A 13,689-nucleotide genomic window follows, 5' to 3' on the forward strand; every position below is an offset into this window, starting at 1 on the left:
GCGTCAGTGCTTCGAAGGGGTTTCCGGCGCCGCCCGGCGTCCGGCCACTGTCAGGAACAGCTTCATGATGACCCCGAAGAACACGCCCCCCAGCGCCCCGCCGATCGCCGAGGATGTGAGCGCTGCGCCAACACCGCCGCCGTCCAGCATGCCCATCACAAAAAAGAACAGGCCCATGAGCACGCCAAATATGACGCCCAGCTTCAGGCCGGAGACTGTCGGTTGAGTTCGAGATTGGGCGGTGACGGGCGCCGGGTTCAGCAGTTTTGCACGCTGCTTGGCCAGCATATCAGGCGCCATGTATCGCTTGAACGGCGCCCAGAGCGGCCAGCTGGCCATGAGCAGAAGCCAGGTCAGCGCATTCTTGACCGTCGGGATCTCACCCCCGCACTCCAGACAGACCAGACCCGCATAATTGCCCATCGGTGCTTTGGAATAGACGGAGGCAGGATTCATCGCCTGACAATGAGGGCACGGGATGTACTGACGCTCAGCCATCGGCGCTTCAGACTGAGTATCGATCAGCGTGAGCCGGGGTATGCGCTGACCGAGCACCAGCTCATTGAAAACGAGCCCGGGATTGAGGACCCAGTGAAGGATGAGCGGATGCTTCCAGGTCCAGGCGTCGTAGCGGTCGTGATCATAGTCCATCAAGCGCCTCCCTCATACACAGACAGGTTAAGCCGGAAGCGGGAGAGCTCTCAACTTACTGAATAGTTAGATCGTCAATCAAACAGGGCGTCGGCGGCGGCCTGGGCGGCGGCGCTGTCATCAATGCCTTCGCCCTCAATCCGGCCCTGAACGGCGGCGCGGGCGGCGGCCAGCAGCGATTCAATTTCACTGCCCGCCATGGCCGAAGCGCCCGCGAAATCGCCGGCCTGGACCTTGGATTGCGCTTCGCGCATTTCATCGTTCACGGCGGCGACGATGGTCTCAAGATGCGCTTTCAAGGTGTGATCCACAGCGGCATAGGCCGCGATCACGGTTTCCTTGCCCACATAATTGGTGCGCTCGAAATGCTCTTCATAGGGCACAGGCTCCCACGCCAGGACTTCCTCAGCGAAGTCCGGCATATCGGGCAACATCTCCAGAAGCATGACCACTTCATTGAAATGGTTGAGATAGTCAGTCGCAAGGCCGGTTTCCGGATGCACGTTGGCCGCCGTCAACGCCTCCGCTGACAGCGCGCCTTCGCCCAAGGTCGCCGCTTCGCTCATGATAGCCCCGTCGTCTGGTCCAGCGCAGACAATGCCAAGTCCGCCTAAACGAAAGACTAACCGTAATGGGTGTATTCAGCGCAAGAACTCGCCTTATTCGGCGCCGCCGAATCGCTCTGACCATTCAGCGACCTGATCATCCTCAATCTTGGCGAACAGGACATCGGGTACGGAGAACTGCAAACCGCGCGGCAGAGCGTCCAGAAGCGCAGCCCCTGAGCCCGTGGGCCAGGTCCGCCGATCTTCGGGAACGCCAATCGCGTCCAGAACGGTTTTCGCTGCATCTGGAATCACCGGTTGCGCGACAATGGCGGCCAGGGCGATCAGATTGATCCCGGTGCGGACCCCCATGGCGGCCTTGTCCTTGTCCGTCTTGAAGTGCGCCCAAGGTTCGGCCCGGGTGAGATAGTCATTGCCCGCCGCCCAGAGCGCGCGGGTTTCCGCAGCCGCCTTGCGGAACTCCATGGCTTCATAATGACTGGCGATCGCCTTGAGGCGCGTCTCGACCTCGCTCGCCAGCCAGGCCTCATGCTCGCCCGTTTCTCCCCCATCCGGCACAACGCCCTCAAAGCGGGAGGTGGCGAACTTCAGAACGCGATTGACCATATTGCCCAGTACATTGGCGAGGTCCGTGTTCACGCTGGACTGGAAATGATCCCAGGTGAATTGCGCGTCAGACCCCTCAGGCCCGTAAGCGGTGAGATACCAGCGCCAATAATCGGACGGCAACAGCTCAAGCGCCTGGTCCATGAAGACGCCGCGCTTGTTGGAGGTGGAGAACTTGCCGCCATACCAGGTCAGCCAGTTGAACGCCTTGAGCGCGTCCACCGTCTTCCACGGCTCTTCAGAGCCGAGAAGCGTCGCGGGGAAGCTGACCGTGTGGAAGGCTACATTGTCCTTGCCCATGAACTGCACATAGCGCACATCGTCTGCGCCCTTGTCGGTGCGCCACCAGCTCTCCCAATCGCCGCCGGTTGTTTCCGCCCATTCGCGCGTCGCGGCGACATAACCGATGGGCGCGTCAAACCAGACATAGAAGACCTTGTTTTCAAAGCCCTCGCGCGGCGCGCCGTTCTGGGTGACCGGTACGCCCCATTTCAGGTCGCGGGTGATGGTGCGGTCACGCAAGCCTTCATCGAGCCATTTATAGGCGATGGATTTAGCAAATTGCGGCCAGCCGTCCGCCGCATCCACCCAGGCGCGAATGCGCGCTTCCATATCGGTCTGCTTGAGCTGGAGATGGCGCGTATCGCGCACTTCGAGATTCTTCGATCCGGACACCGCCGAATACGGCTCGATCAGTTCGATCGGGTCGAGAAGCTTGCCGCAATTATCGCACTGGTCGCCGCGGGCCTTCTCGAACCCGCAATTGGGACAGGTCCCCTCTACATAGCGATCTGGCAAAAAGCGTTCATCGTCAATAGAATAGACCTGTTTTTCGACGACTTCCGCGATCAGGCCGTTCGCTTCCAGCGTCTCCGCAAAGTGCTGGGTCAGTTCAGCGTTCTGCTTTGAGGAGGTGCGACCGAAATAATCCCAGCTCAGCGCAAACTGCTCGCCTATGGATTTCTGGATCTCGTGCTGTTCGTCACAATAGGTCCGCACATCCTGCCCGGCGACCGCGGCGGCCAGCTCGGCGGGCGTGCCGTGTTCGTCGGTGGCGCAGATCGCCAGCACGTCATGGCCGCTCAGCCGCATGAAGCGCGCATACACGTCGGCGGGCAGCATGGAGCCGGCCAGATTGCCGAGATGCTTGACGCCGTTGATATACGGTAGAGCGCTGGTGATGAGTATGCGGGCCATGGAGATTAGATCCGGTCTGTCACGGGATGAGACGCGCACTCTTACCCAAGCTCACGGCAAAGGGAAACCAGCCCGGTTCAGCGTCACCGCCCTGCGTGTGCATTGTCTGCATCCAGACGCTTGCCCAACTGGCAGGCTCCCGCGTAGAAAGCCCAGACGCGCCGGCTTAGCTCAGCTGGTAGAGCAGCGGTTTTGTAAACCGAAGGTCGGGGGTTCGATTCCCTCAGCCGGCGCCAGTTTTCTCTATGTTTGAAGATCCTCGCTGACGCTGCGGGCGGCCTTTGGCCTTGCGAACCCTCAGGGTTCGGTCTGTGTTTCTTGCCTTCGCTCGGTCGATCCTCGCTTCGCTGCGGGCGCGCGGTCGCGCTTGCGAACCCTGACGGTTCGATGGTTCTTTCCTCGCTGACGCTGCGGGCGGCCTTTGGCCTTGCGAACCCTGCGGGTTCGGTGGGGCGAGCTTTATTCCCCCCGCTCGGTCACCTGCACGCCATCCTCGATCCGGTCTGAGGGGTAGAGCACCAGGGTTTCACCGCTTTCCAGGCCCGTCAGGATTTCAGCGTCTACGCCATTGGTCTGGCCGATCTCGACAGAGCGCAGACGCGCACGCCCGTTTTCCACCACATAACAGGCCCAGCCGCCTTCACGTCGGAACAGCGCCGCCACTGGTGCGATCAGCACGTCTTCGCCGCGCCAGACCTCGATCGCCGGCTCCACGCGGAAGCCATGGCCCAGGCTCTCCCACATCTGCGGCGGGTCCAAGAGATCCAACCGCACCCGGACGCGCTGTTCCTCGACGCCCAGCGCCGAGATTTTCAGAAATCCAAAGGGCTCCACCCGGCTGACACGAGCGCGCAAGGGCGGTGACCCGCCCCAATCTTCCAGCGTCGCCGCCGCGCCTTCAGTGATGCGCACCGCGTCGGTGGATAGCAGCTCGACAACGATTTCCAGATCTTGCGGGTCGCCCAGCTCCAGTAAGGGCGCGCCGGGCGCCACCACCATCTCGCTTTCCTGAACCAGCCGGAGCACGCGGCCGTTCACCGGGCTCGTCACTTCCACGAGGCCACGGGCGTCGCCATTATCGCCGGGCTCCAGCAATCGCGCCGCCGCGGCGTCGCGCTCGGCCTGACGGGCGCGCACATTGGCGCGGGCGGTGTTCAAAGCGGCATTGGCGCTACGCAAGGCCAACCGCGCGCGGTCCAGCGCGCCTTCGCTAACGGTGCCGCGCTCATAAAGGGTATCGATCCGGTCCATCTCGGCCTGCGCGAAATCGGCTTCAGCGCGCGCCCGCTCCACATCCGCTTGCGCAAAGCCCAGCAAGGCCTCAGCCGAGCGCAAGGCGGCTTCCGCTTCGCCCTGGCTGCGCGCATCCAGAAACGCCGGGTCAGAGGGCAGGATATTGGCCAGAACCTGCCCCACGCTTACTGCATCGCCAGCTTCGGGCTCCACGCGCAGCAACCGTCCGCCCACGGGCGCAGACACCGTGTAAACCTCTCGCACCCGCGTATAGCCTTCATCCTGAACGGTCACCGTCAGAACGCCGCGCTCGACACGGGCGAAATCCGCCGGCACAGACCGCGGCAGGAAGGCGTAGATGATCAACACCAGGGCGATCAGCCCGACAGCAGGCCAGAACAGAGTTCGAAAGTTCAAGGTCATCGGGCGCCTCCTTGGCTATTCGCGAGTTTTCAGCACGGCGATCAGATCAAGCCGGTTGATGCGCTGGCGCACGATCAGCCCGCTGATCAGGGCGATCACGATCAGCACGCACGCCGTATAGCCATAGGTGGATGGCTCGATCACGAACGGAAGGCGGAAGAAATCCGAACTCATCGCCTTGGACATACCCCAGGCCAGGGCCGCGCCGGCGACCAGAGAAATCGGCAGGGCCACCAGGGTCAGGATGGCGCTTTCAGCCAGCAAGATGTAGCTGACCGCGCCCTTGGTGAAACCCAGCACCCGCAAGGAGGCCAGCTCGCGTTCACGTTCAGCCAGCGAGACGCGCACGGAGTTATAGATCACCCCCAGCGCGATCATGCCGGCGAACAGCGTGTAAATGAAGATCGAGCGTCCGATGGACCGGTCCATCAGCTCGGTGAAATTCTCTCTGGCGATGGTGTGAAGCTGGACGCCCGCCACCAGCGGCGCATCTTTCAGCTCGAGATAAAGCGCGTCCGCAAACGCCGGATCCACGCGCAGATAGACGCCGGATATCACCCGACCTTCACCCAGCGCCGCATTCAGGTCTTCGAGGCGCATCTGAGCGCCCGATCCGATCAGCACATCCGGCGTCTGGACCACCAGCCGTTCAAGTCGCGGCCGGGAGCCTTCAGTGATTTGCGCGGTCAACAGCTCGCCTGAGCGCACATGTAGCCGGTTCGCCAGATCCTGAGACAGGATCAAACCGCCGGGCGGCGGCGACACCGTGCGCCCCTGCCCATCCATCATGCGCGACAGGGCCGGATCGTCGATGACGCCCGTTATCCCCATCAGGACTTCGCGATTGTCGTAACGCAGGCGCGCGCTCGCCATCCGGAAGGGTTCCGCCTCCACAACGCCCTCACGCCCGGCGAGATCGTGAAACGCCGCCATGCTTCGCGGCTCGGTGAAGCTGACCGCCATGTCATGCCGGTTGGAGAGGTCGAAATAATTTTCGATCATCACCTCCATGGCGTCGAGAAAATAGAGCGTCATCACCAGCAAGGCGCCGGAGGCGGCGATGCCGGTCACGGTCAGCCCCGCCCGCACAGGCCAACGGAAGATCTGGCGTAAGACCATCCGGCTTTGATGATCGAGCACGCTGATCCGGGTCAGCATTACCCCGGCGCCGCGCGAGTAATCAGGCGGCGGCGGCGGACGCATCGCCACCGCCGGCTCCAGCCGGGCCGCCTTGAAGACCGACCAGATCGCGCCGCCGCCAACCGCTATGACGGTGACCAGAACGCCGATGGCGTAAACAGACGGGCTGGCTGAGAAAATGAGAAAGGGGAAGCTGTAATATTGCACATACATCATCGCCATGGCGTGACCGAGCCAGGTTCCCAACGCAAAGCCGATCACAAGCCCCAGCGCGGCGATGACGCCGACCAGCTTGAGATAATGAAGGGACACGGCCTCTGACGAATAGCCAAAAGCCTTTAGAAGCCCGATCTGCTCGCGTTCCACAGCAATCAATCGCGAGATCACGATGTTCACCAGGAACGCCGCCACCGCCAGAAAGATCGGCGGCAAGATGGCGCCCATGGTCTCAAGCTGATCAAGCTCGCTTTGCAAGAAAGCGGCGGAGACATGCTCGCGGCGTGTGTACGCCCCCGCCCCGCCATAAGGCTCGAGACTGCGGTCAATCGCGGCGCGTACGGGCGCCGGGTCAGCCCCCCGTGACAGGCGCACCACCACCTCGTTAAAGGCGCCTTGCTGATCGGCGGCCGTTTCCAGCGCTTCGCGATCCATCCACAAAACGCCGAACAATAACGGATCAGGCACGATCTGACCGGGCGCGATGGCGTAGACATACTCAGGCGACAGCGCGATGCCGGAGATCGACAGTCGCTCTCTGCCGCCCCGAATGGTGACCATGACCGTATCGCCCACCGTCAGACCGTGCGCGGTTGCAAACCCCTCCAGCACGACCACCTGATCACGCCGAGCCGGGTCGGGCATGGAGCCGGCGACCAGATGAATGTCATTGACCAGGGGGCGTCCTGCGTGGGGCAAGGAATAGATCACCCCGCTAGGCGGCTCGGCCATATTGGGGATGTCGAACAAGACCGGCGCCAGGATGCGCGATTGGGCGGCTGCGACCCCGTCGATCTGGCGAATATCATTGAGTACCGCATTGGGCGCCCGCACCGCCGGCGCCCAGATGTCAGCGAACCGGTAGCGCTCGTAATAGGCGGAGCGGGTTTCATCGAGCGAGCCCAGCATGCCCGCCATCACCAGATGCACCGAGACGCCGCCCGCAATCACCAGCGCGATCGCCAACGCCTGACCCCGCATGGACCAGAAATCGCGCCAGAGCTTGAGGTCCAGCACAGAGAGCCAGCGCCGGGTCACCAGGCGATCTCCTTGGGGTCCAATTTGGTGGCGTTCTCCCGGTTCTCGCGGATCTGACCATCACCGAAGACGATGACCCGGTCGGCCATGTCCGCCACGGACGCGTTGTGGGTGATGATGAAGGTGGTGGCGCCCAGGGTTTCATTGACCTCGCGCAAGGCCTGCAGAACTTTGACGCCCGTCGCAGAATCCAGCGCGCCCGTCGGCTCGTCGCACAACAGGACTTCAGGCCGTTTGGCGATGGCGCGCGCAATGGCGACGCGTTGCTGTTCGCCGCCCGAAAGCTCTGCCGGGAAATGATGGATGCGCTCATGCAGACCCACCAGCGCCAGCGCCTCTTCAGGCGGCAGTGGATTGGGCGCGACTTCAGTGACCAGCGCCACATTTTCAAGCGCGGTCAGGCTGGGCATCAGATTATAGAACTGAAAGACAAAGCCCACATGATTGCGCCGATAGCGCGTCAGCTGGCGCTCGCTGGCTTCATGCAGCGGTCGGCCTCGAAAATACACCTCGCCGGAACTGCCGCGATCGAGCCCCCCCAGAATATTGAGCAAGGTGGATTTGCCCGACCCTGAAGGGCCGAGCAACACAACGAGCTCGCCCTCCGGCGCCAGAAGGTCAACGCCGCGCAAGGCGTGGACGGCGCCTGCGCCCTCCCCGTAAACCTTGCACAGATCGCGCGTTTCAAAACACGCTATGGGTGATGTGTTCGCCATCCGGCCTTTTCATCCCCGCTTGATCAAGGTCCATCCTAGCGAGATCGGCTGCCCTTGGTCAGTCGAGACAGGCGCGCAGCCCTGTTTCATCTTGCCGCACCTGCACACACACCGCCTTAATCAGGCCGCAAGCTCATGATTTTAGGGTGAGGATTGGCGTATCCTGCGACGCTTGGCGCATTTGCCGGGCCCCATGTGACGCGCTAGATGCACACCCAGACCCGAGTGCAACAGGAGTAAGTTCCCAATGCGTATGATTTTCGCCGGTTTCGCCGCCCTCGCCCTGACCAGTGCGGCCCAGGCGCAAGACGACGCCGACACCACCGTCCTGGCCGAACTGGGCGAGCCCTATGTGAGCGCCAGCGTCGAGAACGGCGCCCGCATCTTCCGCCGCTGCCAGTCCTGCCACACCGTGGATGAAGGCGGCCGCAACATGGTCGGCCCCAATCTTCACGGCGTGTTTGGCGCGGACGCCGGCGCCAAAGAGGGCTTTCGGTATTCGCCCGCGATGTCAGAGTCCGGCATTGTCTGGTCAGCAGAGACGCTGGACGCCTATCTGGCCAATCCGCGGACTTACATCCCGCGTAACCGCATGAGCTTCGCCGGTCTGCGGGACGAAGAAGATCGCAATGACCTGATCGCCTGGCTGGCCGTGAACACAAACTGAGCGTTTCCTCAACGCTGAATAAAAAACCCCGGAGCGACGCTCCGGGGTTTTTCTTGGCTATTCCGCGGGCGCCGCGGGCGGATCGATCGGATCAGCGCCGCGCACTTCGCGCGCTTCTTTTTCAAGCTGGCGCGTCACCCAGTTCGGCGTTTTGGTGTATCGGCCGAGAACGCCATAGACGGCGGGCACCACAAAGAGGGTAAACAGCGTCGCCACCATCACCCCGGTGAAAATCACCAGACCGATAGTCACGCGCGTCTCCGAGCCGGGGCCGCTAGCGATGACCAGCGGGAAGGCGCCGATGGCGGTGGACACGCCTGTCATCAGGATCGGACGCAGGCGGGTGACAGACGCCTCCAGCGTCGCTTCGGCGAGGGTCATCCCCTCTTCGCGCAGCTGGTTGGCGAACTCCACGATCAGAATGCCGTTCTTCGCCGCCAGACCGATCAGGATGATCAATCCGATCTGGGAGAAGATGTTCAGGCTCGATCCGCCCATATAAAGCCCGAACAGGCCGCCCGCGACCGCGAGCGGCACGGTGAGCATGATCACGGCGGGCTGGATGAAGCTTTCAAACTGCGCTGCTAGCACCAGGAAAACGATCAGGAGCGCCAGCCCGAAGGCGAAATAGATCGCATTGTTGGAGCGCAGGAATTCGCGCACTTCACCCACATAGGTCGTGCCTACTTCCGGCGGCAGCGTGTTCGCCGCCCAGGCGTCGAGCCATTCCACCGCCTGTCCAATGGTGTAATCGCCCTGAATGGTGGCCGAGACGGTCACCGCGCGCTGGCGGTCGATGCGCGAGCGGCTGGGCGCCTCACCCACTTCGCGCAAATTCACAAGGCTCGACAAGGGGATCAGATCGCCCGACTGCGCCCGGACGTACAAGGCTTCCAGGTCGTTCTGGCTGGACCGGTCCGCCTGCCGGTTCTCCATGATCACATTATAAGCCTCGCCGCGATCAATAAACTGACCGACCCGGCGCGACCCCAGATGGGTTTGCAAGGCGCCGCTGATATCAGACACCGACACGCCCAGAGCCGCCGCACGTTCGCGATCAATATCGACCAGAAGACGCGGCGCGGTGGGTTGGTAATCCTTGCGAGCACGGATGAGGTTGGGGTTGCGCTCGGCCATGTCCGCGATCAGCCGGTCAGCTTCGCGATCCAGAAGTTCATATTCAGGGCCTTGCAGCACGAATTGGATATCGTCGCCGCCGCCCCCGCCGCCGCCCAGAGGCGAGCGCATGGACACAAAGGCGCGCACCCCAGGCAATTGCCCCAGACGCGCGTTGATCTCATTGACGATCTCATCACCCGGACGGCGCTCATCCCAGTCGGTCATGCTGCCGATGACGATGCCCGAATTATACCCCGACCCGCCCCAGCCCGGCGACACCACCAGCACCCGGCGCAGTTCGCCGTTTTCGAGATAGCTGTTCACGATCTCTTCGGCCTGCATCATCTGGCCGCTCATATAGTCAAAGCTCGCCCCTTCATGAGCGCCGACGAAGCCGAAGAAGCTGCCGCGATCAGAGGGCGGGGTCAGCTCGCCAGGCAAGCGCGAGAACATGAAGGCCGAACCCGCCACGGCGACGATGATCAGCGGCGCGACGATCCAGGGCATGCTCAGAATGAGCTTCAGGCTGTGACGATAGCTCACCTGGACGTGGTCGAGGCCCTTGTTCACCCATCGCGCGGGGCCACGCAGCTCGGTGCTGGGCTTGAGAAGCTTGGACGTCATCATCGGCGACAAAGTGAGCGCGACAAAGCTCGACAACACCACCGCGCCGGTGATGGTCACCGCCAGCTCGGCGAAAATCCGTCCGATCAGGCCCGGAAGGAAAATCAGCGGCATGAAGACCGCCACCAGTGTCGCCGTGGTTGCGATCACAGCGAAGAAGACCTGACGCCCGCCGCGTTCACTGGCCAGCATGGGCGGCTCGCCCAGATCGACCCGGCGCTGGATATTTTCCAAAACCACGATGGAATCGTCCACCACCAGACCGATCGCCAGCACAAGCGCGAGAAGGGTCAGGATATTGATGGAAAAGCCGCCCGCGGCGAGGATGGCGAAGGTGCCGATCATGCACACCGGCACCACAGCCGCAGGCACGATGGCGGCCCGGAAGCTGCCCAGGAACAGGTAAATCACCAGCACCACCAATGTGGCGGCCACAGCGAATGTGCGCCAGACCTCCTTGATGGATTCCTTGATGAAGACGGTATCGTCAGAGCCTTGAACGATTTGCATGCCTTCGGGCAATTGCGGGCGCAGGCGCTCGATGGCCGCGTTGATCTCTTCAGCGACGGCGACGGAATTGGCCTTGCTCTGACGTACAAACCCCAGGCCCACCATGTTCTGGCCATTGCCGCGGAAGAGGGATCGGTGCTCTTCAGCCGCCAGCTCCACATCCGCGACCTCGCCCAGACGGATCACATGGCCATCTTCTGACACCCGGATCGGCATGCGCGAGAAGGCGTCCTCATCCGCGAACAAGCGTTCAACGCGCACGAATAGCTGGGTATCGGAGGTTTCTACGGCCCCGCCGGGCGCTTCGACATTCTCAGAGCGCAACGCGGCTTCGATGTCTGACACCGTCACCGAACGCGCCGCCATCTCATACGGATCCAACCAGATGCGCATGGCGTAGCGGCGCTGTCCGCCAATGCGCACATTGGCCACGCCGTCGAGCACGGTGAAGCGGTCGACGATATTGCGGTCGGCGTAATCAGTCAGCTCTTCGCGCGTCATCCGGTCAGAGCTGAGCATGTACCACAGGAAGGGCCGCGCATCGCTGTCCTGCTTTGACACTTCAAGGCCCTGCACGTCTTCGGGCATGCGGTCGCGAATGCGCGATACGGCGTCACGCACATCATTGGCCGCCGCCTCAATATCGCGCTCCAGGGTGAAGGTGATAGTGACCCGGGACGAGCCGTCGCGAGAGGACGAACTGATCGTATCCACGCCTTCAATGCCCGACAGGCTGTCTTCGATCACCTGCGTGACGCGGTTTTCCATGACTTCCGCGTTGGCGCCGGGATAGTCCGCGCTGACGGAAACGATGGGACGATCCACATCGGGCATTTCGCGCAAGGGGAGCTCTTGCAAGCCCATGAAGCCGAAAACGATGATCAGGGCACTCGCCACGAAAGCGAGCACAGGCCTGCGGACGGCGACATCAGTGAGGGTCATCGCGCGGCCTCCCCGGTCTGGATCTCAAGGCCCTGGCCGCCGCCCAGAGCGGGCGCGTTCGCAATCTCGACCGGGGCGTCCTCGCGCACGCGATGCACGCCTTCAGCAACGATTGTTTCGCCTGCGCTAAGCCCGCTTACAACTTCGACCATGCCAGCGTTGCGCAAGCCCAGCACGATGTCCCGGCGCACCGCCATGGGGCCTGCCTGACCCTCCGCGATCACATACACAAAGGTCTGCTCGCCAAAGCGAACGATCGAAGAGCCCGGCACAGCGGGGCTCTGACGCTCATCGCGCCGCAATTCGACCGTCATCAGCATGCCAGGACGCAAACGACCGTCAGCATTGTCGATCAGCGCGCGGACAGTCACCGTCCGCGTGGCGGGATCGATGCGACTGTCAACCTGGCTGACCTCGCCTTGAAACAGCTCATCAGGGAAGGCCGCGCTCCTGGCGCGCACGACTTGACCGGCGTCAATCACCGACAAAAAGCGTTCAGGCACAGTGAAATCAAGCTTGATCACCGAGGTATCGTCGAGCCGGGCGATCACGTCTCCCGGACCAACCAGTTCGCCCACACTGACAGTGCGCAAACCAATGACGCCGGAAAACGGCGCCCGGATAATGCGGTCCGCCACGCGCGCTTCAATCGCTGCGACCCGCGCCCGGGCGCGATCGAGCGCCGCCTGCGCTTCGTCCAAGCGCGTGCGGGAGGCGACCCCGCGGTCAGTCAGGTCCTGGATCCGCGCAATATCACGTTGCGTCTCGCGCAGTGTCGCGCGCGCTTCGCTCAGCCCTGCGGCTTCTTCAGCGTCCGCCAGCTCCACAAGGATATCGCCTTGTTCCACGCGGGCGCCGGAATCAAAATCAAGCCGCGCAATAACGTCGGAGACTTTTGCGGTCAGGCTGACGGATTCATTGGCCCCGGCATTTCCCAGAGCCTCGACGACGTCGGCGAAAGTGCTGGTCTGCACCGTATGGGCGGACACCAGCGTGCGACCGCCGCCCCATCCTCTGGCTTGATCCTCGCCGCCTGACATGGCGCGTACGATCACAGCCAAGGCCATGATTGCAAAAATCACCGCTGTCGCAGCTAGAAAAAGCCAACGCTGCATTTGCCCGTCTCCTGAAAGTCTCTGAGCGCTCGATATGCGCCGTTTAATACAAAAAACAAAATTCGCACGCTGTTATGATTTTAAAATTCACGCCACAGCGCGAGCATATACGCACGTTCAGGCGCTAATCCGTCGTTATAAAAGGAGTTAGTCGCTCCAAACTGCAAGGAAAGCCGGTCTGCGACCGGTGCGGTCACAGATATGTGAAACCGGTGGCTTTCATAACTCGAGCCGCCGCTGCGCTCTCCCCAGGCTGAATATGTCTGCGCCATCACCAGCCAGCGCTGCGCAGGACGAACGCCGAAGGTGAGATCCATGCGTTGCTCGGCTCCGCCCTCAACGAAGCGGCTGCGATGAGCCAGTTGGGCGTCCGCAAACATGCGTCCGCCAAGGCTGCGCCCCAGCAAAATGCGCGCGTCCGATCCCCAGACCGGCTGAGCGCGCAAACCGTTTTCAAGGTCGGTTGGCGATCGAACGGCGCTGACTTGAGTGCTCACAACCCAACCGCGATGCTGAAAAGCGTTCAGGCGCAAACCCGCCTCCAGCTCGCCCCATCCTTGGCTGACGGTATTGAGAGACAGGGTGTAGGTAGCGCCCGCTTTTGTGATCTGGCGCTCAGAACGGCGAAACCGCGTTTCCCGCGCCACGCGGCCCACCACGGTCAGGCGGTCAGTCAGCCCGTATTCGGCGTAAATGGCTGTTTCAATCTTTGAAAACGCCGCATCAGGGTTGCTGAGGGCGAAGGCGTGATGACTGGCTGTGGTGATCGTCAGACCGCTTCCCGCGGGACGTGTCCAGGCGCCCGCTGAAGCGGGCGCAGCGGTCAGCGCCCATAAACCCAAAACGCCCCCGCACACCCACAGCGCGGCATTTGGTATCGATCGTTTCGCCCGGCCGTCGCCGCCCATCGCCCAGCCCCTTTGCAG

The 13,689-nt window shown here is 62.5% G+C and carries 10 protein-coding genes and 1 tRNA gene; 2 read left to right on the forward strand and 9 right to left on the reverse strand.

What is annotated here, in order from left to right; translation table 11 throughout:
- Positions 1–3 precede the first annotated feature (3 nt).
- The 3 genes from ACQ66J_RS01135 to metG form a co-directional block, all read right to left on the reverse strand.
- The gene (locus ACQ66J_RS01135) at positions 4–651 is read right to left on the reverse strand and encodes a hypothetical protein (protein WP_430430144.1); all 648 of its coding nucleotides are present in this window, start codon (positions 649–651) and stop codon (positions 4–6) included.
- A 74-nt stretch (positions 652–725) separates the two neighbouring features.
- Positions 726–1,217 carry a hypothetical protein gene (locus ACQ66J_RS01140; protein ID WP_375548842.1) on the reverse strand — a complete coding sequence of 164 codons (492 nt, stop codon included), beginning with the start codon at positions 1,215–1,217 and terminating at the stop codon, positions 726–728.
- A 93-nt stretch (positions 1,218–1,310) separates the two neighbouring features.
- Positions 1,311–3,020 carry a methionine--tRNA ligase gene (metG, locus tag ACQ66J_RS01145; protein WP_430430145.1) on the reverse strand — a complete coding sequence of 570 codons (1,710 nt, stop codon included), beginning with the start codon at positions 3,018–3,020 and terminating at the stop codon, positions 1,311–1,313.
- Positions 3,021–3,180: 160 nt separating this feature from the next.
- Between metG and ACQ66J_RS01150 the strand changes: the two genes are divergently transcribed.
- Positions 3,181–3,256, forward strand: a tRNA-Thr gene (locus ACQ66J_RS01150).
- 223 nt (positions 3,257–3,479) lie between these two features.
- On the opposite strand, the gene ACQ66J_RS01155 is transcribed toward ACQ66J_RS01150, so the two are convergent.
- From ACQ66J_RS01155 to ACQ66J_RS01165, 3 genes are read right to left on the reverse strand one after another with little or no spacing between them, the layout of a single operon-like run.
- Positions 3,480–4,676, reverse strand: coding sequence for an efflux RND transporter periplasmic adaptor subunit (locus ACQ66J_RS01155; protein WP_430430146.1), 1,197 nt, complete (start codon positions 4,674–4,676; stop codon positions 3,480–3,482).
- Between the two features lie 15 nt (positions 4,677–4,691).
- Complete coding sequence (locus tag ACQ66J_RS01160; protein WP_430430147.1) at positions 4,692–7,070, reverse strand: ABC transporter permease; 2,379 nt, start codon at positions 7,068–7,070, stop codon at positions 4,692–4,694.
- A complete protein-coding gene (locus ACQ66J_RS01165) occupies positions 7,067–7,786 on the reverse strand; it encodes an ABC transporter ATP-binding protein (RefSeq protein ID WP_375548838.1) in 720 nt (239 codons plus the stop codon). The genes ACQ66J_RS01160 and ACQ66J_RS01165 overlap by 4 nt, the downstream gene beginning before the upstream one ends.
- Positions 7,787–8,033: 247 nt before the next feature.
- Here ACQ66J_RS01165 and ACQ66J_RS01170 point away from each other — a divergent pair, with 247 nt between their 5' ends.
- Positions 8,034–8,453, forward strand: a complete 420-nt coding sequence (locus ACQ66J_RS01170; protein WP_375548837.1) for a c-type cytochrome — start codon at positions 8,034–8,036, stop codon at positions 8,451–8,453.
- A 57-nt stretch (positions 8,454–8,510) separates the two neighbouring features.
- Here the strand turns inward: ACQ66J_RS01170 and ACQ66J_RS01175 are convergent, their stop codons facing one another.
- From ACQ66J_RS01175 to ACQ66J_RS01185, 3 genes are all read right to left on the reverse strand, one after another.
- Positions 8,511–11,648, reverse strand: a complete 3,138-nt coding sequence (locus ACQ66J_RS01175; protein WP_430430148.1) for an efflux RND transporter permease subunit — start codon at positions 11,646–11,648, stop codon at positions 8,511–8,513.
- Positions 11,645–12,763 (reverse strand): efflux RND transporter periplasmic adaptor subunit, encoded by a 1,119-nt coding sequence (locus tag ACQ66J_RS01180; RefSeq protein WP_430430149.1) that lies wholly within the window; start codon positions 12,761–12,763, stop codon positions 11,645–11,647. The genes ACQ66J_RS01175 and ACQ66J_RS01180 overlap by 4 nt, the downstream gene beginning before the upstream one ends.
- Before the next feature lie 80 nt (positions 12,764–12,843).
- Entirely contained in the window at positions 12,844–13,605 is a 762-nt protein-coding gene (locus ACQ66J_RS01185) for a hypothetical protein (protein WP_430430150.1), read from the reverse strand.
- Between the last annotated feature and the right edge of the window lie 84 nt (positions 13,606–13,689).

This window comes from Oceanicaulis sp. (assembly GCF_965284345.1).
In the GTDB taxonomy this organism is placed as follows: Bacteria; Pseudomonadota; Alphaproteobacteria; order Caulobacterales; family Maricaulaceae; genus Oceanicaulis; species Oceanicaulis alexandrii_A.

Bases quoted from the DNA above. Each gene is read 5' to 3' on its own strand.
- metG (WP_430430145.1), bottom strand. From the start codon at position 3,020: ATGGCCCGCATACTCATCACCAGCGCTCTACCGTATATCAACGGCGTC.
- ACQ66J_RS01155 (WP_430430146.1), bottom strand. From the start codon at position 4,676: ATGACCTTGAACTTTCGAACTCTGTTCTGGCCTGCTGTCGGGCTGATC.
- ACQ66J_RS01140 (WP_375548842.1), bottom strand. From the start codon at position 1,217: ATGAGCGAAGCGGCGACCTTGGGCGAAGGCGCGCTGTCAGCGGAGGCG.
- ACQ66J_RS01175 (WP_430430148.1), bottom strand. From the start codon at position 11,648: ATGACCCTCACTGATGTCGCCGTCCGCAGGCCTGTGCTCGCTTTCGTG.
- ACQ66J_RS01170 (WP_375548837.1), top strand. From the start codon at position 8,034: ATGCGTATGATTTTCGCCGGTTTCGCCGCCCTCGCCCTGACCAGTGCG.
- ACQ66J_RS01165 (WP_375548838.1), bottom strand. From the start codon at position 7,786: ATGGCGAACACATCACCCATAGCGTGTTTTGAAACGCGCGATCTGTGC.
- ACQ66J_RS01180 (WP_430430149.1), bottom strand. From the start codon at position 12,763: ATGCAGCGTTGGCTTTTTCTAGCTGCGACAGCGGTGATTTTTGCAATC.
- ACQ66J_RS01135 (WP_430430144.1), bottom strand. From the start codon at position 651: ATGGACTATGATCACGACCGCTACGACGCCTGGACCTGGAAGCATCCG.